This window comes from Micromonospora sp. NPDC048040, from assembly GCF_055587185.1.
The window spans coordinates 56033-76182 of record NZ_JBVJGT010000026.1; the positions used below are offsets into that span (position 1 = coordinate 56033).

Annotated in this window: 20 protein-coding genes and 2 pseudogenes; 8 read left to right on the plus strand and 14 right to left on the minus strand. The window is 76.2% G+C overall.

The annotated features are described in order from the left end of the window. Window positions 1-139: 139 nt before the first annotated feature. From ACZ6O2_RS22905 to ACZ6O2_RS22915, 3 genes are read right to left on the minus strand one after another with little or no spacing between them, the layout of a single operon-like run. Window positions 140-2197 carry a sulfatase-like hydrolase/transferase gene (locus ACZ6O2_RS22905; protein WP_466024196.1) on the minus strand — a complete coding sequence of 686 codons (2058 nt, stop codon included), beginning with the start codon at window positions 2195-2197 and terminating at the stop codon, window positions 140-142. Further along, a complete protein-coding gene (locus tag ACZ6O2_RS22910) occupies window positions 2190-3614 on the minus strand; it encodes a class I SAM-dependent methyltransferase (RefSeq protein WP_466024197.1) in 1425 nt (474 codons plus the stop codon). Before ACZ6O2_RS22910 ends, ACZ6O2_RS22905 begins: the two co-directional genes overlap by 8 nt. A 7-nt stretch (window positions 3615-3621) precedes the next feature. Next, window positions 3622-3771 (minus strand): hypothetical protein, encoded by a 150-nt coding sequence (locus tag ACZ6O2_RS22915; protein ID WP_350685822.1) that lies wholly within the window; start codon window positions 3769-3771, stop codon window positions 3622-3624. 191 nt (window positions 3772-3962) lie between these two features. Here ACZ6O2_RS22915 and ACZ6O2_RS22920 point away from each other — a divergent pair, with 191 nt between their 5' ends. Next, a complete protein-coding gene (locus tag ACZ6O2_RS22920; protein ID WP_466024198.1) occupies window positions 3963-4358 on the plus strand; it encodes a VOC family protein in 396 nt (131 codons plus the stop codon). 71 nt (window positions 4359-4429) lie between these two features. Here the strand turns inward: ACZ6O2_RS22920 and ACZ6O2_RS22925 are convergent, their stop codons facing one another. Next, complete coding sequence (locus tag ACZ6O2_RS22925) at window positions 4430-5116, minus strand: helix-turn-helix domain-containing protein (protein ID WP_466024199.1); 687 nt, start codon at window positions 5114-5116, stop codon at window positions 4430-4432. A 38-nt stretch (window positions 5117-5154) separates the two neighbouring features. On the opposite strand from ACZ6O2_RS22925, the gene ACZ6O2_RS22930 reads away from it, so the two are divergent. Continuing rightward, on the plus strand, window positions 5155-6009 hold the full coding sequence (locus ACZ6O2_RS22930; protein WP_466024200.1) for an arginase family protein: 855 nt from the start codon (window positions 5155-5157) through the stop codon (window positions 6007-6009). Window positions 6010-6022: 13 nt separating this feature from the next. Here the strand turns inward: ACZ6O2_RS22930 and ACZ6O2_RS22935 are convergent. The 3 genes and pseudogenes from ACZ6O2_RS22935 to ACZ6O2_RS22945 all read right to left on the minus strand — a co-directional run. Next, window positions 6023-6670 (minus strand): annotated as a pseudogene (locus tag ACZ6O2_RS22935) (sensor histidine kinase); the annotation flags it as partial. A gap of 61 nt (window positions 6671-6731) precedes the next feature. Beyond that, window positions 6732-7474, minus strand: a pseudogene (locus tag ACZ6O2_RS22940) (response regulator transcription factor). A 107-nt stretch (window positions 7475-7581) separates the two neighbouring features. After that, entirely contained in the window at window positions 7582-7815 is a 234-nt protein-coding gene (locus ACZ6O2_RS22945; RefSeq protein ID WP_466024201.1) for a hypothetical protein, read from the minus strand. A gap of 174 nt (window positions 7816-7989) precedes the next feature. On the opposite strand from ACZ6O2_RS22945, the gene ACZ6O2_RS22950 reads away from it, so the two are divergent. The 3 genes from ACZ6O2_RS22950 (at window position 7990) to ACZ6O2_RS22960 (ending at window position 10817) form a co-directional block, all read left to right on the plus strand. Next, window positions 7990-8937: a serine/threonine-protein kinase gene (locus ACZ6O2_RS22950; RefSeq protein ID WP_466024202.1), complete on the plus strand. Its 948-nt coding sequence runs from the start codon at window positions 7990-7992 to the stop codon at window positions 8935-8937. A 216-nt stretch (window positions 8938-9153) separates the two neighbouring features. After that, window positions 9154-9582, plus strand: a complete 429-nt coding sequence (locus ACZ6O2_RS22955) for an OsmC family protein (protein WP_091106530.1) — start codon at window positions 9154-9156, stop codon at window positions 9580-9582. Between the two features lie 392 nt (window positions 9583-9974). Then, complete coding sequence (locus ACZ6O2_RS22960) at window positions 9975-10817, plus strand: hypothetical protein (protein WP_466024203.1); 843 nt, start codon at window positions 9975-9977, stop codon at window positions 10815-10817. 14 nt (window positions 10818-10831) lie between these two features. Here the strand turns inward: ACZ6O2_RS22960 and ACZ6O2_RS22965 are convergent, their stop codons facing one another. From ACZ6O2_RS22965 to ACZ6O2_RS22985, 5 genes are all read right to left on the minus strand, one after another. Beyond that, window positions 10832-11380, minus strand: a complete 549-nt coding sequence (locus ACZ6O2_RS22965) for an ATPase (RefSeq protein WP_466024204.1) — start codon at window positions 11378-11380, stop codon at window positions 10832-10834. Window positions 11381-11568: 188 nt separating this feature from the next. Further along, window positions 11569-12015, minus strand: coding sequence for a response regulator (locus tag ACZ6O2_RS22970; protein WP_350712209.1), 447 nt, complete (start codon window positions 12013-12015; stop codon window positions 11569-11571). A 70-nt stretch (window positions 12016-12085) separates the two neighbouring features. Further along, window positions 12086-12433, minus strand: a complete 348-nt coding sequence (locus ACZ6O2_RS22975) for an STAS domain-containing protein (protein ID WP_350712208.1) — start codon at window positions 12431-12433, stop codon at window positions 12086-12088. Between the two features lie 83 nt (window positions 12434-12516). Next, complete coding sequence (locus ACZ6O2_RS22980) at window positions 12517-13566, minus strand: cobalamin B12-binding domain-containing protein (protein WP_466024205.1); 1050 nt, start codon at window positions 13564-13566, stop codon at window positions 12517-12519. Continuing rightward, complete coding sequence (locus tag ACZ6O2_RS22985) at window positions 13563-15314, minus strand: PP2C family protein-serine/threonine phosphatase (RefSeq protein ID WP_466024206.1); 1752 nt, start codon at window positions 15312-15314, stop codon at window positions 13563-13565. The genes ACZ6O2_RS22980 and ACZ6O2_RS22985 overlap by 4 nt, the downstream gene beginning before the upstream one ends. A gap of 248 nt (window positions 15315-15562) precedes the next feature. Here ACZ6O2_RS22985 and ACZ6O2_RS22990 point away from each other — a divergent pair, with 248 nt between their 5' ends. Next, window positions 15563-15919, plus strand: a complete 357-nt coding sequence (locus tag ACZ6O2_RS22990; RefSeq protein ID WP_466024207.1) for an STAS domain-containing protein — start codon at window positions 15563-15565, stop codon at window positions 15917-15919. A 325-nt stretch (window positions 15920-16244) separates the two neighbouring features. Here the strand turns inward: ACZ6O2_RS22990 and ACZ6O2_RS22995 are convergent, their stop codons facing one another. After that, a complete protein-coding gene (locus ACZ6O2_RS22995; RefSeq protein ID WP_350712205.1) occupies window positions 16245-16559 on the minus strand; it encodes a hypothetical protein in 315 nt (104 codons plus the stop codon). A gap of 211 nt (window positions 16560-16770) precedes the next feature. Between ACZ6O2_RS22995 and ACZ6O2_RS23000 the strand changes: the two genes are divergently transcribed. Together ACZ6O2_RS23000 and ACZ6O2_RS23005 are read left to right on the plus strand one after the other, a co-directional pair. After that, window positions 16771-17760 carry a DUF2267 domain-containing protein gene (locus ACZ6O2_RS23000; protein WP_350712204.1) on the plus strand — a complete coding sequence of 330 codons (990 nt, stop codon included), beginning with the start codon at window positions 16771-16773 and terminating at the stop codon, window positions 17758-17760. A gap of 65 nt (window positions 17761-17825) precedes the next feature. Next, the gene (locus ACZ6O2_RS23005; RefSeq protein WP_466024208.1) at window positions 17826-18641 is read left to right on the plus strand and encodes a spermidine synthase; all 816 of its coding nucleotides are present in this window, start codon (window positions 17826-17828) and stop codon (window positions 18639-18641) included. Between the two features lie 91 nt (window positions 18642-18732). On the opposite strand, the gene ACZ6O2_RS23010 is transcribed toward ACZ6O2_RS23005, so the two are convergent. Next, on the minus strand, window positions 18733-20034 hold the full coding sequence (locus ACZ6O2_RS23010) for an NAD(P)/FAD-dependent oxidoreductase (protein WP_350712202.1): 1302 nt from the start codon (window positions 20032-20034) through the stop codon (window positions 18733-18735). Window positions 20035-20150 lie beyond the last annotated feature (116 nt).

A 20150-nucleotide genomic window follows, 5' to 3' on the forward strand; every position in this document is an offset into this window, starting at 1 on the left:
CCGACCAGCGGGCCGGGAAACCCCGTCCATTTCGGGCACGGCGGGGCCGCCCGTGCCCGCGTGGGCATGGGAACGCTACCGGCCGGCCGCCCGTCACAGGCGGGCAGGGCGCGCGCCGCGGTGGGCGGGCCGCAGCGCCTCAGGACAGGTCGAGGCGGCGCAGCGTCCCGTCGGCGGCGACGCGGTAGACGTCCAGCCGGTTCGCCCCGGCGTGGAAGAGCCGGTCGTCGGTGACCAGGGCGGCGAAGCGGCGACCGCCGGCGTCCCGGGGGACCACCGGCACGACGGCGCCGACCCGGCCGTTGACGGCGACCGCCAGCAGGGTGCCGGAGGGCACCCCGTCCGGCACGTCGCCCCAGACCGCCGCCGGCAGCCGGCCGGTGTCCGGGTCGACGGCCCGGAACCCGGACAGGCCGGCGACGTGGGCGGTGCCGCCGTTCGGACGGTCGCCGACAGCGGTGCCCACGAGCGGGTGGGGCGCGGGCGGCGCGGGCGGGGTCGGCACGCCGCCGGGGATGGGCGTCGGTTCCCCGGGGCGGTCGTAGAAGACCTTGCCCGTCTCGGCGCGCGGGGCCTCGCGGGCGGACCGGCCGTCGACCCGCCACGGCAGCCGGATGGCGGCCTCGTCGGCGATGGTGGGCAGCAGGTCGACGTGCTGCCAGTTCCGGTCGTCGACCCGCCCGGCGCGCTGTCCGGGGGTCTTGACGAACATCGGCACCCAGGCGACCTCGTCCGGGGCGGCCCGGATGGCGTCCATCCCGCGCCCCTGGGCGCCCTTGGTGAAGCTGACCCCGTGGTCGGCGGTGACCACCAGCAGGGCCTCGTCGTAGAGGCCGCGCTCCCGCAGGGTCCGCAGGGTCTCCCCGATCAGCCGGTCGGTGTAGCCGAGCTGCGCGAGGTGACGCCGGCGGGCCAGCTCCACCCAGCCGTCGCCGTCGTTCGGCAGGTCCTCCGGGGCGTCGTAGCGCGACCCGGACGGCAGGTACGCCCACGGGGAGTGCGGCATCAGCAGGTGCAGGAAGTGCAGCGTGGGCCGGGACGCCGGCCGCAGTCCGGCCAAAAAACTGGTGAACCGGGCCGGCTGGTTGGCGTTCAGGCTGTCCCAGCGGAACTTCGGGTCCGCCGGCACCGGCTCGGCGTCGTCGATGCCCGCCTCGGCCCGGGTGCGCTCCCGGTAGGAGTCCTCCGGGTCGACCCGGCTGTCCACGGGGCCGGCGAGGCGGCGCAGCAGCCCGCCGGTCTCCCGGACGAGCACACCCATCCCCTGCTCGGGCGTGACCGGCGACTCGCACCGGCTGGGCGGGCAGAGCCGGGTGATGCTCTCCTCGGCGCGGATGTCGTACAGGCCGCCGAAGGCGGTGAAGAGGTTGTCCGGGTACTGCGAGTAGTGCGGCGCCGCCGCGCGCTGCGGGTACCGACCGGTGAGCATCGCCGGCAACGCGTACGGCGTCCAGCCCGCGACGCCGGTGGCGTTGCGGTACCAGGTGGAGCCGGCGGCCAACTCGGCGAAGTGCGGGTACCGGGTGGCGTCGACCCGCCCGTCCGGTCCGAGCAGGGAGACCAGCGGCAGCTCGTCGAGGACCAGTACCACGACCGGCGGGTGGTTGCCGGGCCCGGCCGCCCCGGCCGCGCCGCCCTCGCCGCGGGGCAGCACCACCGTGGAGGTGGGCGAGGCGAACAGGAACAGCCCCACGAACAGCACCGGGCCGGCGGCGGCCAGCCGCAGCACCCGCCCGGGCGCGCGCCACCGCCGGTGCGCGACCGCCCCGGCGGCGCCGGCCACCGCCGCCACCAGCAGCAGCGGTACGCCCCGCAGCGGCGTGCCGTGCCGGCCGACCTGCACGGCCAGGGCGGCGAGCAGCAGCCCGACCAGCAGGGTGTGCGTCACCGAGCGGGCCGCCCGCCCGGCCAGCCGGGACAGCGCGCCGAGCAGCGCCACGGCCGCCGTGGGCGCCAGGACGACCAGTGCGAGCAGCAGCAGGATCTCGCGCCGGTCCGCCCGGTGGAACAGGAAGAAGTCCGGGCTGCGGCCGAGGACGTCCAGCAGCGGCTGGGTCACGACGAGGCCGACGAGGGCGGCGACCTCCGCCAGCCGGCCGAGTTCCGCCCGCCGGCCCGGCGACCGGCCGGCCGGCCCGGACGCCGGCGGCGGGTCGGCCGGGGCGGCGTGGTCCGCCGGGCACGCCGGCTCAGCCACCCACGACCGCCGCGTAGAGGGTCCGGGTTCCCGAGGGCAGGTCGAGACGGCGCGCGATCCGGCACCGGGTTCCCAGCAGCCGTTCGAACTCGGCGCGCCGGTAGTCCGGGAAGAGCCCATCGGGCTTGTTGGCCAGCAGCCGGCGGGCCATCGGGTCCTCGGGGTGGACGAACTCCACCACGATCCGGGCGCCGGGGGCGGCGAGGCCGACGAGCCAGTCCAGCACCTCGCTCAGCGGCACGTTGCGCCCGATCGCCAGGTGGTGCACCACGGCCAGGGCGAGCACCACGTCCGCCCGGGCGCGGCCGGCGAACGAGGCCCGCTCGACGCCCCGCCAGCCGCCGCCGGGGGACGGGTCGGCGAGGTCCATCACCAGCGGCAGGATCCGCCGCTCGCCCTCGTCGCGCAGCGCCCGGTAGAGCCCGTCCACGACGGCCGGGTCCTGCTCCACCGCGACGACGTAGTCGGCCAGCCGGGCGGCGAGCCGGGCGTACCGGCCGTCGTTGGCGCCGAGGTCGAGCGCCAGGCGGGGACGCGGCGGGTCGGTCAGCGCCTCGGCGACGAAGCGTTCCTTCGCGGCCCGGTCGTCGGCCGTGTACGCGCAGGTGCGCTGGTAGTCGACCCAGTGGCTGGCGGCCGGGCGGTGCTCCAGCCGGCGGACGAGCTTCTCGATCCCGCGTACGGTGGCCAGCGCCAGCTCCCGGGAGTAGCCGGCCGCCCGTAGCTGCGACCGGACGTCGGCGGTGCTGGCTCGGGCGTTGCGGCGCTGCATCGCGTCGTGCAGGTGCACGTGGGTGAGCACGCCGGGCAGCAGCCGGCGCGTCCCGCCGAACAGCCGGCGCATCTGGTCGGGCTCGATCCCGTCGACCCTGGCGCGCAGCCACGGCTGGAAGTCCAGCCCGAGGTGGGCGCCGAGCAGCAGCGGGTAGAGCAGGGTCTGGCAGAACTGCCGGTAGCCGGCCCAGGGCTCGCCGTCGCGCGCCGGGGTGAACGAGCCGACGTCGATGAAGACCGGCTCCGCCCCCCGCCACTGGAGGTTGTACGCCGAGCCGTCCTTGGTGGTGAACCCGGCCGGCAGCGCCGCCCGCAGGATCTCCAGGTGCAGCAGCGCCGCGTCCCGCAGCATGGCGAAGGACCACTCGTACGGGTGCGAGACGAACGGGATGCGCTCGTGGCGGAGCACGGCCGCCCACCGGGCGGCCGTGGGCACCCGCGCCGGCTCGACCGGCTCGGTGCCGCAGACCTTGCCGGCGGCGAGCAGCGGCGGGAAGAACTCGGCGGCGGCCAGTGCGCGCCACTCCTGGGCGGCCCGCTCGTCCAGCCCGCGCAGCACGTCGTCGCCGAGGTGGAAGACCCGGTTGGCCGGGTCGCGGAACGACCCGGGCTCGGCGCGTATGCCGGTGTGGGGGGTCACCATCGCCGGGTCAGCGGTGGTCGGTGGGCTGGCGGCGGAAGCGGTCGACCAGCCGCCGCCAGTAGAGCTTGGCCGCCACCGCGGCGCCGGCCACCCCGCCGACCACCGCCTGCACGATCAGGCTGCCGGACCCCGCGTCCAGGTAGGCCAGGTGTTCCACCGACCGCTCCTTCCCTCGCCGTCTCGACCGCCGGCGCGCCCGGTCGCACCCTATGAGGGATTTGGCCGGAAAGCCGGACTTGTCTCACACCGTACGCCGATCGTCCACGCCGTGAAGGCCACACCGGACACTCCACCCGGCGTCCGTTTCGTTCAAGACACCCGCCCGGGGCCGCCCCTACCGTGGCAGCCATGGCACCCACACTGGATCTCATCGGCATGGTCGCCAGCGACCTGCCACGCTCGCTCGCCTTCTACCGCCGGCTCGGCCTCGACATCCCGGCCGGGGCCGACGCCGAGCCGCACGTGGAGGTCACCCTGCCGGGGGGCCTCCGGCTGGCCTGGGACACCGCCGACACCGTCCGCTCCTTCGACCCGGACTGGAAGCCCGGGGGCGGCGGCGGGGCCGGGCTCGCGTTCCGGTGCGCCGACCCGGCCGAGGTGGACCGGCTCTACGCCGAACTGGTGGCCGAGGGCCACCCGGGCCACCTGCCCCCGTGGGACGCCTACTGGGGCCAGCGGTACGCGGTGGTACTCGACCCGGACGGCAACGGCGTGGACCTGTTCGCCCCGCTCGCACAGGGGTGAGCGCGGTCCGCCCGCGCAGGCCGGACCGGCCCGCCCTCGCAGGGCCGGACCGCGGGGCTGGACCGGGTTCCTCAGCGCGACAGCAGGACGGTCGGCGGCACCCCGGCCAGGTCCCGCACGTCGCGGGTGAGGTGGGCCTGGTCGGCGTACCCGCAGCGGGCCGCCACCTCGGCCAGCGGGGTGCCGGCGCGGGCCAGCGCCAGGGCGCGCCCCATCCGCAGGATCCGGGCCAGGGTCTTCGGGCCGTACCCGAACAGGTGCCGGCTGCGGCGATGCAGGGCGCGCGGGTCGAGGCCGACCTCGGCGGCGGCCGCCGCCACGGTCGCGCCGGCGGCCAGCGCGGCGGCGACCCGGACGCCGAGCGGGTCCTGGCCCCCGGCCGCCCGCAGCCGCGCCACGGCGATCTCCGTCAGCACGGCGGCCGGGGCGGCCTCGGCCCGCTCGGCCAGCCGGTCGACGTCGCGGTCGCCCCACAGGTCGGCCAGGGGGACCCGTCGGTCGCGCAGCTCGACGGCGGGCACGCCGAGCACCGCCGGGCCGACGCCCGGCGGCAGCCGCAGCCCCACCCAGCGCCGCGCCGGCCCGCCGCCGCTCAGGTGCGCGGTGCGGTCCGGCCCGGCCACCAGCAGGCCGCCACGGCTCGTCCAGAGCAGGTCGACGCAGCCGTCGGGGAGCACCCGGGTCGGCGCGGCACCCGCCCGCGTCGTGCTGGTCCAGAGCACCGCGCCGGCAAACCCGGCGGGACGTTCCCGGTACATGCCGCCCAGCCTGCCACGACCCGACTAGCCTTCCGGGTGTGCGATGGTCGGTGCTGGACGCTCCGCTCGACTCCTCCGGCCGCGGCCGGGGCGAGCGGCGGGCGCCCGCGGCGCTGCGGTCGGCGGGGCTGCTGGGCCGGCTGGGCGCCGCGGACGCCGGCGCGGTCGACGCCGGAATCGCCGATCCCGTCCGCGACCCGGAGACCGGCGTGATCGGCGTCGAACACCTGCGGCGGGCCACCCGGGCGATCGCCGCCCGGGTGACGGAGCTGCTCGACGCGGGGCACAGCCCTCTCGTGCTCGGGGGCGACTGCGCGATCCTGCCGGGCACGCTGCTGGGGCTGCCGGCCGGCTTCGACCTGTGGTTCCTCGACGCCCACCTCGACTTCGAGGACGGGCGCACCTCGCCCACCGGCGAGGCGGCGGACATGGACCTGTCGATCGTCACCGACCACGGTCCGGCCGGCGTCCTCGACCGGGAGGGGCCGCTGGTCGACCCCGACCAGGTGCACGTGCTCGGTCACCGCCCGCGCGACCCGGACATCGGGGACGGCCTGGAGGCCGTCCGGGTCGACCCCGCCGTGCACCTGGTGCCCGCCGACGGGCTGCGCGGGCCCGACGCGGCGGCGGTGGGCCGGGACCTGGCCACCGGCACCACGCCGGCCTGGCTGCACCTCGATCTCGACGTGCTCGACCCGGTCGTGCTGCCGGCGGTCAGCTACCCCGAGCCGGGCGGCCTGGACTGGGCCGACCTCACGGCGCTGGTCGGGCCGCTGGTGCGCTCGGGCCGGCTGATCGGGATGAGCGTCACGGACTTCAACGCCGACGAGGACCCCGACGGGCGGCACGCGGAGCGGATCGCGGCCGTCCTCGCCGACCTGCTGGCCGACTGACCGGGGACCGGCGCTACGTCCCGGTCGCGACGTGCGGCAGGCGGACGGTGAACACCGTCCGGCCCGGCCGGCTGTCCATCCCGACCGTGCCGCCGTGGGCCTCCACGACGGCGGCCACGATGGCCAGGCCCAGGCCGGTGCTGCCGTGCGCCCGGGAGCGGGAGCCGTCGCCCCGCGAGAAGCGTTCGAACACCCGGTCCCGCAGCTCCGCCGGCACGCCCGGACCGTCGTCGGCGACGCTGAGCACGGCGGCGTCCCCCGCCACCCGCAGGGCGGTGGTGACGGTGCTCCCCGGCGGGGTGTGCACCCGGGCGTTGGCCAGCAGGTTCGCCAGCACCTGGTGCAGCCGGGCCGGGTCGCCGGTGACCCGGATGAGGGCGTCGGGCAGGTCGAGCTGCCAGCGGTGCTCCGGTCCGGCGACGCGGGCGTCGCTGACCGCGTCCACCACCAGCGCGGGGAGGTCCACCGGCCCGACCACGAGCGGGCGGCCCGAATCCAGCCGGGCCAGCAGCAGCAGGTCGTCGACGAGGCTGGTCATCCGGGCGCTCTCCGACTCGACCCGGCGCAGCGCGTGGGCCACGTCGGGCGGCACGCCCTCCCGGCCACGCCGGGCGAGTTCGGCGTACCCGCGGATGGCGGCCAGCGGGGTGCGCAGCGACAGGCCGGCCAGCCGGCCGCGGAGCCGGGCGGCGGGCCGGGGACGGAGCCGTACGGCGGGCCCCTCAGTCCGCCGGGCGGAGGACATAACCCGCGCCGCGCAGCGTGTGGATCATCGGCTTCCGGCCGGCGTCGATCTTCTTCCGCAGGTACGAGATGTAGAGCTCGACCACGTTGGCCTGACCGCCGAAGTCGTAGTTCCAGACCCGGTCGAGGATCTGCGCCTTGCTCAGCACGCGGCGCGGGTTGCGCATGAGGTAGCGCAGCAGTTCGAACTCGGTGGCGGTGAGCGTGATCGACTCGCCGTCGCGGCGCACCTCGTGGCTGTCCTCGTCCAGACTGAGGTCGCCGACCGTGAGCACCGCGTCCGTACGGGCGGCGACGGCGAAGCCCGACCGGCGCAGCAGCGCCCGCAGCCGGGCGATCACCTCCTCCAGGCTGAACGGCTGGTCACGTAGTCGTCGCCGCCGACGGTCAGGCCGGCGATCCGCTCCTCCACCGCGTCCCGGGCGGTCAGGAACAGCACCGGCACCGTCGGGGCGTGCTCGCGCAGCCGGCGCAGCACCTGGAAACCGTCCAGGTCCGGCAGCATCACGTCGAGCACCACGGCGTCCGGCCGGAACTGCCGCCCCGCGCTCAGCGCCGACATCCCGTCCCCCGCCGTACGCACCTGCCAGCCCTCGTAGCGCAGCGCCATCGACAGCAGGTCGGCCAGGGTCGGCTCGTCGTCGACCACCAGCACCCGGACGGACTCGCCGTCCGGGCGACGCAGCTCCACGCGGCCCGCTCCGGCCGGCCCCTCGGTCATCATGGTCCCCATCGTGGACCGGCCGGCTGTGCCCGCCTTGTGCACCACCTGTGTGCCCGCTGTGCGCGGCGGTCACCGCCGGTCGGCCGCCCCGCGGGCGGGGCGTGTCATTCCGTCATGCCCACGGGATAGGTGTGCACGAAGCGCATCGTCCACGTGCCGCCGCCGGCGGCGTGCTCGCGCTCGTAGAGGTGGTCCGGCCCGCCGCCGCCGGCCGCCTCCACCCCGTCGGGATGGCGCAGGACCCAGCGCGCCGGCGGGGACCCGTCGGGCCCGGCGGGAAGCGCCCGGACGAGGTCGTGGGCCGGCCCGCCGACGAAGCGTACGGTCACCTCGCCCATCCGCGCACCTCCGGTCCGGGCCGACAGCGGCCTCGGCTCGCAAGCTACCGCAGCGCGGGTTGCCCCCGCCCGGAACCGGCTGCGGTTTGCCCTGATCGGAGGCCGGGTAACGGCAGCGAAGGCGACACGGCGGACGCCCGGGGACGGGCGGTGGCGGCAGACGAGGAGCGGTCGATGAGGACGCTGGGCGGGCGGTACCGGCTCGAACAGCGCATCGGCATCGGCGGCATGTCCGAGGTCTGGCGGGCCCACGACGCGGTGCTCGACCGGCCGGTGGCGGTGAAGGTGATGTCCCCCGGGCAGGAGGAACCGGACACCTCGCTGGAGCGGATCCGCGCCGAGGCGCGCTCCGCGGCCCGGCTGGTGCACCCGAACGTGGCCAGCGTGCACGACTTCGGCACCTGCGCGACGCCGCCCGGCGGCCAGGTGCCCTACATCGTCATGGAGCTGGCCGAGGGCGAGACGCTCGCGGCGCACCTGCGGGCCGGGCCGCTGGACTGGCGCATCGCCGTCCGGGTCTGCGCCGAGATCAGCGCCGCCCTCGCCGCGGCCCACGCGCACGGCATCGTGCACCGCGACGTCAAGCCGGCCAACGTCATCCTGACCCCGGCCGGCGTCAAGGTGCTCGACTTCGGCATCGCCACCCCCTCGGGCACCCCGGACCGGTCGCCGGAGGGGATCGTGGTGGGCACGCCGGCGTACCTGGCGCCCGAGCAGTTGGAGCGGGCGCCCGCCACCCCGGCCGCCGACATGTACGCCCTCGGCGTGCTGCTCTACTACTGCCTCACCGGGCGGCTGCCGTACCAGGCGGGCACGACGACGCAGCTGTTCGGCGTGCGGCGGCGGCAACCCCCGCAGCCGCTGCCCGAGATCGACGGGCTGCCCCCGGAGGTGGCCGACCTGTGCGCACGCTGCCTGGCCGACGACCCGGCCGACCGGCCGACCAGCCTGGTGGCCGCGCTGGTGCTGGCCGAGGCGGTGGACGCCCGGGTGTACGTGCCGATGCGGCAGCCGGTGGCGCCCCGGCAGCGCGGCGGCCAGGTGTCCCCGTGGACGGAACGCGCGGCGGCCGAGGTGACCGAGGCGGCGGCCGTCCCCGACCGGTCCACCCACGCCGGCTGAGCCGTCCGGGTGCGGCCGCCTGCCGCGCCGGCCGGGCCGTCCGGGGCCGCCACCCCTGGGCGGGCGGGGGGCCGTCCGGCGCGCCCGCGTCGCACCGGGCCGGGCCGTCCGTCCGCCGGCGCCGGCCGCCGTCACGCCCGTAGTCCCGGCCACCACCTGCGGTTTCACGGCTCGGGGGCCGGGTAGCCGGGCGGGTGAGTGAACGGGAGGAACGCGATGCCGGAATCGAGCTCCTGGCTGAACGAGACGGCCACCGCGACCGCCGAGGGCGGCCACGTACGCACCGACGACGGGGGGCTCTCCACGGCCCTCGCGTCCCCGCTGGCGCCGCACTGCTCGGGCCTGACCCCGGAGCAGCTGCTCGCCGCCGCCTTCGCGTCCTGCCTGCACCATGCGGCGGTGGAGGCAGCCGGTGAGATCACCGACGAGGCGCACACCGTGCAGGTGCGGGCGGAGGCGAAGCTCGGGCGCGACGACGACGGCCGGTATCGGGCCGACGTGCACGCCTCCATCTCGTCGGCCGGGCTCACCCGCCAGCAACTGGCCGAGCTCGTCGAGCACGCCGACCGGCTGTGGCCGTTCTCCAGCGGCGACGCCAGCCGGCACCGGCTCACCGTCACGCCCGCGGAGAACGGCCGGCACTGACCTCACCGTCGCCCGGGCGAACCAGACCGCGGGGTCACCGGCGCGTCATGGGCCCCGGCGGCCCGTGTCGGGCGCGCGGCGACCGAGGCCGCCGCTGGCCCGTCCCGGCCGACGTACGGGTCGCCCTCGCAGTCGACCGACGGCGGCCCGAACGGGTGACTGCCGCATCGGTCCTTCTACTGAGGGCGAGCCGACGCCGCAACCTGTGCCCCAAGATCGACTCTTCGCCCCTTTCCTGCGCCTTTACCGGACATAAGCGAAAAACCCGACAGGCGAGCAACACGGGCTTGGTGACGGGCCGGGCGTAATGGGGAGGCGGATCACCGCAAATTGTGGCGCATGCCACCAACCAGGCCGATGGCAACCGGCGCTCGCCTTTCTAGCCTCGGCGGGTGAGTCCCGACGACCCCCTCGACCAGAAGCTGACCCAGGATCGACCAGCCACCGCTGCGGCCGATCCCGCCTCAACCGAACGGACGATCGGCCGTCATCGCGCCCCGGAGCGGCAGCGCCGCGGCGGCCGGGCCCTGCTCTCCTCGACCCCCGTCCGGGTGGCCCTCGCCACCGGCGTGACCTGCTGCCTCGGCGTCGCCGCGTTCGCCGGCACCCGCGGCGACACCGACACCCCCCGCGAGCCCGTGGCCGAGGCGGTGGCCGAGCGGGCCGCCACCGACGAGCGCGCCTCCCGCGCCCTGGACCGGGCAGCCTCCCCCGCCCCCGTGGTCAGCGCCAGCCCGACGCCCAAGCCGACCCCCTCGGCCACCCGCAAGGCCCCGGCCAAACCGGCCAAGCCGGCCCGCCCCCGCCCCGTCGCCGGGCTCACCCAGGCCCAGATGGACAACGCCAAGATCATCGTCGACGTGGGCGAGGACCTGAAGATGCCCCGGCGCGCCCTGGTGGTCGCCGTGGCCACCGCCATGCAGGAGAGCAACCTCTACAACCTGGCCAGCGACGTTCTCCCGGAGTCCCAGCAGTACCCGCACCAGGGCAGCGGCTCCGACCACGACTCGGTCGGCCTGTTCCAGCAGCGCCCGAGCAGCGGCTGGGGCACGGTGCGGGAGCTGATGCGCCCCACGTACGCCGCCCGGGCGTTCTACGAGGCGCTGCGCGAGATCCCGGGCTGGCAGGAGATGAGCGTGGCCGGCGCGGCCCAGGCCGTGCAGGTGTCCGCCTTTCCCGACGCGTACGCCCAGCACGAGGGGCGCGCCACCACGATCGTCGCCGCGCTGACCTGACGCGGCGCGCGGGGTCAGCGGATCCCGGCGCGTCCGCCCGGCGGCTCGCTGGACGCGTCGGCGCCACCACGCGCGGCGATCCGCGTCGCCGGCACGCCGCCGCCGGTCAGCCCCGCCGCGGCGGTCGGGGTGTCGGCCGGTACCGGCTCGCCCGCGAACCCCCCGAGGATCTCGTCCGCCCGGGCCTCGCGGCGCCGCCGGGCGTACAGCGCCGCCTCGAAGTCCCGGCGGGCCTGAACCGCCTCGGCGTAGACCCGCTCGCGGACCTGCCGGGCCTCCTCGCGGGCCGCGTCGAGCTCGAAGCGCGCCTGGGCCAGGATGTCGGCCGCCTCCCGCTCGGCGCCCCCGACCCCGTACCGGCCCATCCCCCGGTCGCCGAGGTCCAGCCGCTGGAGCAGGCCGCACAGCGCCGACGCCTCGTCACGGATCTCGTCCCACTCCCGACCGGCCCCGGCGGCGCCCTCGGCCCGGGCCGCGAGCCGGGTCAACCGGATGCCGAGCTGGTCGAGGCAGGAATCGACCTGCCGCTGGTCGTAACCGGTCTCAACGACGGAGAACCTCATACTGTCGCCCCCCAGGCAGCTGGTAATTCTTCCCCACCTGGATCCTCGGCGCTGGCGGCGACCGCCGAGGGGGTTCGGGAAAAATGTTCAGCATGCGAGCGCCGACGCGGGTCGAGCGCCTCGCGGGGTGTCGGTGGGCGGCCCGGCGTGGACAATGCGGCGGGCGCGCCCGGGCGGGCGGTGCGGCGTCAGGTGCGCTTGGGCAGCACGACCACCCGGCCGAAGAACTCGTCGATGCGGCGCACCACGTCGTTGAAGTCGTCCAGGTCGATCGGCTTGGTCACGTAGGCGTTGGCCTGGAGCGTGTAGCTGCCCACGATGTCCGTGTCGGCGTTGGAGGTGGTCAGCACCACGATCGGGATCGTGCGCAGGTCCTCGTCGCCCTTGACCGCGCCGAGCACCTGCCGCCCGTCCATCCGCGGCATGTTCAGGTCGAGCAGGATGACGTCGGGGCGCCGGGCCTCGGTGTGCCGCCCCTCCTGGCGCAGGAACTCCATCGCCTCCTGGCCGTCGCCGACGACGTCGATGACCTTGTCGACGTCGGAGTCCGCGAGGGCCTCCTCGATCATCAGCACGTCGCCCGGGTCGTCGTCCACCACCAGGATGCGAACGGGACCGGGCCTGTCTGCGCGCATCGCTACCTGCTTCGTGTCAGTGGTACGGAAGACCGTGCGGTCCTCGATGCTGGCGGGGAAATGTAGCCCATCAACCGGCGGCCTGCGCGGTCGGGTCGGCCGGGTCGGGTTCGTATCTCAGCACGTCGGCCAGCCCGGTCACCTGGAGCACCCGGTCGACCCGGCCGCTGGCGCCGGTCACCCGCAGCCAGCCGCCGTCGGCGGCGACGCGATTGTCGCCCCGGACGAAGGCGGCGATCCCGGTCGAGTCGCAGAAGACCAACTCGGTCAGGTCGACCAGCAGGTGCCGCTCACCGCCGTCGACCAGCCGGTCGATCGCGGCGTTCAGCTCGGGTGCGGTGCTCAGGTCGAGTTCGCCGGCCAGGCGCAGGCAGGCCCCGCCGCCCTGGCGATCGGCGTACGTGACGGTGAACGTCACCGTGGTCCCCCTCGCTCCACCGCAGGCGGATGTTTGCAGTGCGGCAAGTATAAGCAGGGGCGCCGGCCGGGGACGCAGCGCGCTCAGCGCGACCCTGCGCCGCCCCGCGCGGCCACGGACGAGCGGGCCGCCTCGAGGAACCGTGCGGCGCGGGGGAAGTCGTGCAGGACCCGCCCGTAGTGTTCCAGAGCCGACGCCAGCGCGGGGGCCGGCACGCCGCGACTGGTGAGGATGTCCACCAGCCAGCCGACGAACTCGGCGAACAGCGAGCCGTCGTCGACGTAGAGCGCGGCGGCCAGGAAGTCCACGACGTACCCGAGGTCGCTGACCGTCGAGTCCACCTGCGCGGGCGTGTAGTCGCGCGTGGCCGGGACACGTTCCCGCAGGTCGGCCAGCGCCCCGTCGATCAGTTCGCCGCGCCGCCGCACCATGCTGGCGTACTCGTCGTCGGCCAGGTGGGTCAGCTCCGCCGGCGGGGTGCGGCGCAGGGCCCGCTCGTCGGCGACCAGGTCGGCGGCGGCCGGGGCGTCGGGCGCCCAGGCCACGCCGAGCCGGCGGGCCCAGCGCCCGTCCGCGCCGAAGCCGCGACCCCCGACCACCACCGGCACGTCCGAGCGCCGGCACGCCTCGATCATGCGGTGCGCGTGCGGCAGCCGCATCGGCAGCGCGCAGGCCAGCGCGACCGCGTCCGCGTCGTGCCGGTGCAGGTACGACACCAGGTGCGCGGCGGGGACGCTCGCGCCGAGGAAGGTGACGTGCCAGCCCCGCAGCCGCAGCACCTCCGCGACCAGCCGGGGCGGCAGGGCGTGCCACTCGCCGTCCATGCACGCCACCACGATCCGGCCCCGGGTCGGGCGCGGGTTGGCGTACCCGGCGACCGCCGCCACCACCCGCTCGCTGATGTGCGTCGCGGCGTGCTCCTGGGCGACGCTCCACTCGTTGCGCGCCCACCGCTCCCCCACCTCGGCCTGCGCCGGGGCGACCAGGTCCAGCAGGACGCGCTCGGCCGCGACGCCGGCCGCGAGCAGCCCGGTGGCCACCTCGATCGCGGCGTACTCGTCCGCCTCCTCGAGGCGGTGCAGGTATGCGGGCCAGGCGCCCGCCGGGTCGGCCCGGGCGGTCAGCGTGGTCACGGTCGGGTCTGCCCGGTGTCGGCGCTGCCGGTCGGGACGGGCACCGCGTGCAGGTGCCGGGGCGTACGCTCGCCCGGGCCCGTCGCGCGCAGCGCGAGCACGGCGATGTCGTCGTGGTCGCCGTGGGCCAGCCAGTCGCAGGTCACCTGCTCGACGCGCTCCGCCAGCGCGGGCGCGGGCATCCGGTGGCAGCCGGTGAGCGCGTGGACCAGCCGCTCGGTGCCGAACTGCTCGTCGCCGCGCCGGCCACCGCGCGCCTCGGTCACCCCGTCGCTGTAGAGCAGGCAGGTCTCGCCGGGCTCCAGCCGCACGGTCACCTCCCCGATCCGGGGGTCGGAGACCACGCCGACCAGCATGCCGGACAGCGGCACGGGCTCCACCTCGCCCGAGCCGCGCAGCACGAGCGGCGGCAGGTGGCCGCCGCCGGCCATGGTCAGGGTGAGGCCGCCCTCGCGATGCGGCCGGACCACCCCCAGCACCATCGTGGCGAAACGCCCCTGGCCCTGTGCCTGGGTGGTCTCCAGCAACGCGTCGTTGAGCAGCTTCAGCAGCCGCCCGGGCTGCGACTCCACCCGGTGCAGCGCCTGCAGGCACTGGCGCAGTTGGCCGGTGAAGACGGCCGCCTCGACACCCTTGCCCGAGACGTCGCCGAGGAAGAAGACCGAACCGCCGTCGGCCAGCCGGTGCGAGCCGTAGAAGTCACCGCCGATGCGCAGCCCGGCCTGGGCCGGCCGGTAGGCGGTGCCCCACTGCACCCCGGCGGCCTCGGCCGGCTCCACCGGCACCAGGCTCGCCTGGAGGGTGTCGGCCACCTCGGCCTGGTCGCGGTAGAGCAACGCCGTGGTCAGGGCGGCGCCGGCCCGCGCCGCGAAGGCCCGGACCAGCTCGGTGTCGGCCTCGTCGTACCACCGGGTGGCGCGCCGCGCGACCAGCAGCACGCCGGCCGGGGCGTCCCGGCCGGGCAGCGGCACCACCCGGGCGCAGGCCTCGGCGGCGGTCAGGCCGGGCAGCCAGCCGGCCGACACCGCCTGCTCGACCAGCCAGTCGAGGGTGTGCGGTTCCCCGCGGTCCAGCCCCTCGGCGATCGCCGCGGGCAGTTCGACGGCGGGCAGGACGCCGCTGTCCACGGCGGGGGCGTCGTCGTCGGCGCGGGCGGCCCGCCACCAGCGCGCCCGCCCGGACCGGGGCGCCAGCACCAGCACCGCCACCTCCGCCAGGGTCGGCACGGCGAGCCGGACGACCGCCGCGGCGGCCCGGTCCGGGTGCAGCGGGTTGCCGAGCTTCTCGCCGGCCACGGCCAGGAACGCCGAGCGGGCCCGCTCGGCGAGCAGCGCGTCGGCGCGCGTGACGCTCTCGGTGACGTCCTCCACGTACCAGCAGCAGCGGGCGGCCGACAGCGACACCTGCCGGGCGCGCAGGCGGCGGCCGTGATGGGTGAAGTCACCGCCTGCGGTCAGCCCCGCGATGCCGGCCGCCGCGAGCGGCTCGCCGGGGGCGACCTCGGGCAGCAGCCGCTCCGCCACCGGGCTGACGTGCCGGACGACGCCGTGGGCGTCGCAGACGACGAGACCCTCACGGAAGTGTTCGACGACCTCGGACCAGTCCGGGGCCGCGTGCGCCCGGTCGGGTGCGAGCGCGGGGAGCGGGAGTGCCGGGACGTCGTCGGCCCACGCCGGAGCCCGTGCGGCACTCGGCGTGGAGATCCGTCCGTCGCCGGGATCCCAGTCCCGGACGTCGGCAGCAGTCACCAGCTGAGCCCCACTCCTCGTCGACACCCGTGCCGCTCCGGACGCGGCGCCGGTGGTCACGTCTTCCCGCCCACCCTACGCCGGTGTGCCCACACCGCCGCCCCACGCCGTCGCCCGGCGGCGGGCGCGTGCCCGGCGGGACCGGGCGGGGATTGTTACGATCCCCTCGACCCTGCCCGACCGGCAGCCTGCGGAAAGGCGTGATCGTGCTGTCCCATGGGAGGCAACCGGAGGCGACTCCGTTGCGCATGACGGTCGACCGGTCGGATCCGGGGGCGCCGCTCATCCGGGTCGGCGGTGACCTCGCCTACACGACCGCCGCGCCCCTGCGGGCCGAGGTCGACCGGGTGCTCGCGGACGCCCCGCCCGCCCTCGTGCTGGACTTCGGCGACCTGCTCTTCATCGACAGCACCGGCCTCGGGGTGATCGTGCACGCGTGGCGGGAGGGGCAGCAGGGCGGCACGGCCCTCCAGCTGCGTGGGGTGCCCCGCTTCCTGGAGTCGATCCTCGACATGACCGGCGTCACGGGCCTGCTCGCCCGGCCACTCGGCGACCACCTGGCCGCGCACCCCGGCGCCGCCGAGAGTCCCGCCGCCCCGGCCTGACGCCGAACCTCCCGGCCCCGGGCTGTGCGCCGCGGCCTCCGGCTGGAGGCATGGGTGACATGGCCACGCAGCTGTTGACGATCGAGGTGACCCGGCTCGATGCCGGGCGCGCCCGGCTCCGGCTGGCCGGCAAGCTCGACTTCGACACCGCCCCGCAGCTCGTCGCGGCGGTCGCCGAGCTGCGCCGGGAGGGCTACGGTGATTTCCTGTTCGACCTGAGTGGCGTCAGCCTGTGCGACCACGTCGCGTCCGGCATCGGTCATCCGCACGGCGCGGGGCTGGCCCCCCGACCCTGGGACCAGGGGTCGGGGGGCCGGAGTGAGGCTCAGGTCGCGGTGACCGGCTGGAGCCGGGGTCCGGTCGACCGCCGCTGCCGGGCCCCTGGCGGCTCGGCGTCCTCGGGTGGTCCGGAATCGGGAGTCTGGAAGAGATAGCGGACGAACTCCCCACCCGCCTCGTTGTCGTCCGCTCCGGGCCACTGCCCGATGCAGTCCACTCCGACGACCTCACGGCCCGAGCCGTCGGCCTCCTCCAGCAGCGCCCACAGGCTCACCGGGTAGCAGCGGGTGTCCTCGGGCGAGAGACGCCAGCGGGCGTACCAGCCGGGTCGGGCGGGGACGATCTCGACGATCCTCTTCATCACGACCTGTCCTTCCGCGTCCGATCGGAAGTGCTCCGGTCCGCTGCGATCGTCGGGCCCCGCCGGGTGATCGCCCCTCACCCCCGCCGGATGAAGCTCCCGCCCCTGCCGGGGGTCGCCGGCCCGGGCCGCCGACGTCCGTTTCGGTGGCGGCGACGGCGGGAAGGCGACCGGCGGAAGCGAGGCACACCAGCGGAAGCGAGGTGTCACCATGCGCAAGCAGATGGAGGGCGACAACCAGCGCCGCCGCACGCTGGCCCGCCGGGCCCGTGAGCGCGGCCTGCAGGCCAGCGAGACGGGGGCCAGCCTGAGCGCCTCCAAGCAGCTCACCCACCTGGACCGGGGCAAGCGCGCCGGGCCGCCGCCGGCCGGCAGACGACACAAGCCCGACACCACCCGCGGCGGGCCGGCGCCGCCGCCGGCCGGCGTCCCCGAGTCGCCCCGGCCCACCCCGGATCCGGGCCTCGCCGCGCCAGGCGTGACCCCGATGGGGTACCGCGCGCTGGTCGACGACGTAGTCCGCCGCACCGGGGCCGACTTCCGGACCGCCAAGGTGGGGGTCGAGTCGACGGTGCTGGTGCTGGCCTGGGCCCTGGACGAGGCGGAACGCCGGCGGCTGCTCGCGGCGGTGCCGACGAAGTTGCACGACGTGGTCCCCGTGGACGGCATCAGGCGGCACCAGGACCTGCCGGGCTTCCTGGCCGAGGTGGGCCGGATCAGTGGGCGCACCCCGGAGCAGGCCCGCTACCAGGCCGAGGCGACCGTGGCGGCGCTCGCCGACCACGACGGCGACCTGGTCGAGTCGCTGCACGTGCCCGACGGCCTGCGCGAGCTGCTGCAACCGCCACCGGTCGGCGGCGGGGTGGTCGGCGCAGTCACCGCCACGCCCCCGCTGAGCGACGCGGACCTGCGGGAGGCGCTCGCCGGGCTGCCGTACTGGTCCGGCGACGGCAACGCGCTGTCGCGCACGATCCAGCTGCCGGCCGACAACCTCGACCGGGTGCTGGACCTGATCGACCAGCTGCGGCAGGAGACCGGGCGTGGGCCGCGGATCGGCCGCCCCGACGCGACCACCGCCGTGGTGACCGTACGGTCCCGGCGGGCCGGCGCGGTGACCGTGGTGACCGCGATGGACGTGGACCTCGCCCACGCCGTGGACGACGCGATCGACGAGGCGGGCGCCGGGATGGCCACCGGCTGACCCGGCGCGGGCCGGCGGGCGACCGCCCCGCCGGCCCGCCCCCGAGGCTCGGCTAGCGTGCCGGCATGGACGTCGACGCCCACCGGCTGGAACTGGTCGTGGACCCGGCCCGACCGACCGGGCGCACACTGCTCGCCGCGGGCGTGGAGCAGTCCTACGTGGACGTCGCCGACCCCCGTCACCTCCACTTCGAGTACGTACGGCGAATGGCCGCCGTGGCGGACCTGGCAGCGCCGCCCGGCCGGCCGCTGGACGCGCTGCACCTCGGCGGCGGCGCGCTGACCCTGCCCCGCTACCTGGCCGCCACCCGGCCCGGCTCGGCGCAACTGGTCGTCGAGCGGGACGCGGCCGTGGTCGACCTGGTGGCGCGGGAGCTGCCGGCCCTGCCCGCCGACGTCCGCGTGCGGGTGGCCGACGCCCGGGACGCGCTGACCGACGCCCCGCGCGGCGGGTACGACCTGGTGCTCGCCGACATCTACCGGGCCGCCCGGATGCCCGGGCACGTGACGACCGTCGAGTTCGCCGCCGGGGCGGCCCGGGCCCTGCGCCCGGACGGTGTCTACCTGGTCAACGTGACGGACCTGCCGCCGCTGGTCTTCACCCGGGTGCAGGCGGCCACCCTGCGGGCCGTCTTCGCCGACGTCTGCCTCGTCGCCGACCGGCGGATGCTGCGCGGCCGACGGTACGGCAACCTGGTCCTCGCCGCCGCGCCGCGCGCCGGACGGCTGCCGGTGGCCCGGCTGGCGGCCCGCGCGGCGCGGGATCCGGTGCCCGGCGGGGTGCTGCACGCGGCGGCCCTGGACGCGTTCGTCGCCGGCGCCCGGCCCGCCACCGACGCCGCCCTCGCCGCCACCGACGAGCCACCAGCCCGCCCGGCCTGACCGCCGAGGCTCGCCCGCTCCCGCGCCCGGGACGCGGTCGAGTCGCCCGGCGGCCCCGGGCAACGGCGGATCCGGCGGAGTGCGGCGCTGGTCAGCGGGCCCGGACGGTCACCTCGGGCGAGGAGCTTTCCAGGGGCACCGCGTTGGCCGGAACCAGGCCGAGCTGCACCGCCGGGCGGGGCAGTGCCGCGTCCAGCATCCAGTCGGCGCCCACCCGGGCCCGGTTGCCCGGCATCGCCAGCAGGTGGTAGCCCCGGGTGACCACCTTGGCGGGCAGCCCCGACAGCGACACCTTCAACGGGTTCGCCGCCGCGTCCTTGCCGCCCAGGTCGACGACCCAGCCCAGGTCGTAGTGCTTGTACGCCTTGCGCCGCCCCTGCCCGTAGGAGGCGGCGATGTTGTGCGCGGCCAGCTTGCCCTGCCGCTGGGCGTGCTGAGCGGTCATCGCGCAGATCTGCCCGGGTCGGGTCGGGTCGGGCACCGCGGCGGCGTCGCCACAGGCGTACACCTCGGGGAAGCCGGGGACGCCGAGGTACTCGTCGACGACCAGGCGGCCCTTCTCGGTGCGCAGCCCCAGCTCGGCGACGAACGGGTCGGGGCGCACGCCGACGCACCAGACGAGGGTGCAGGTGGGGACGTACTCGCCGTCGGTGAGCTTCACCCCGTCGGCGGTGGCCTCGGCCACGGAGGTGCCCATCCGCACGTCGACGCCGCGCCGGCGCAGCACCCGGTCGGCGGTGTCGGACATCCGCTTGTCCAGCTCGGGCAGGACCCGGGGCGCGACGTCCAGCAACATCCACCTCGGGCGGATCTTGAGTCGGGGGCGCTGGGAGACCAGCTCGTCGGTGAAGAGCTGGCCGTGCGCGGCCACCTCCGTGCCGGTGTAGCCGGCGCCGACGACCACGAAGGTGGCGCGGGCCTTCTGCTCGGCGGGGTCCTCGGCCTGCTCGGCCAACTCGATCTGCCGGACCACGTGGTCGTGCAAAAAGAGCGCCTCGGGCAGGCCACGGAAGCCGTGCGCGTACTCGGTGACGCCGGGGATCGGCAGCAGCTTGTTGACGCTGCCGACGGCGAGGACCAGCCGGTCGTACGCGAGACGGTTGCGGTCCCCCTCCGGCTGGGTGAAGCCGACCCAGCGGTTCTGCAGGTCGACGTGGTCGGCCTCGCCGATGACCACCCGCACCCCGTCGAGGGTCCCGGTCAGCGGCACGGAGATCCGGGTCGGCCCCACCACGCCGGCGGCCACCTCGGGCAGCAGCGGGAGGTAGAGGAAGTAGTCGGTGGAGTTCAGCACCACGATCTCGGCCCGGTCCCTGGCCAACCGGCTCAACGTCTTCGCCGCGTGGTATCCGGCGAACCCGGCCCCCACGATCACCACACGAGGTTTCGTCATTGCGGCCCCGTTCCCACGACACGCCCCGACAAACATGGCAGATCGGGCAATCTCAGCACTCGCCCAGCCGGGCGTACGCCCGTCCGGCCGCCTCCACCGACCAGCAGCGCCCGAAC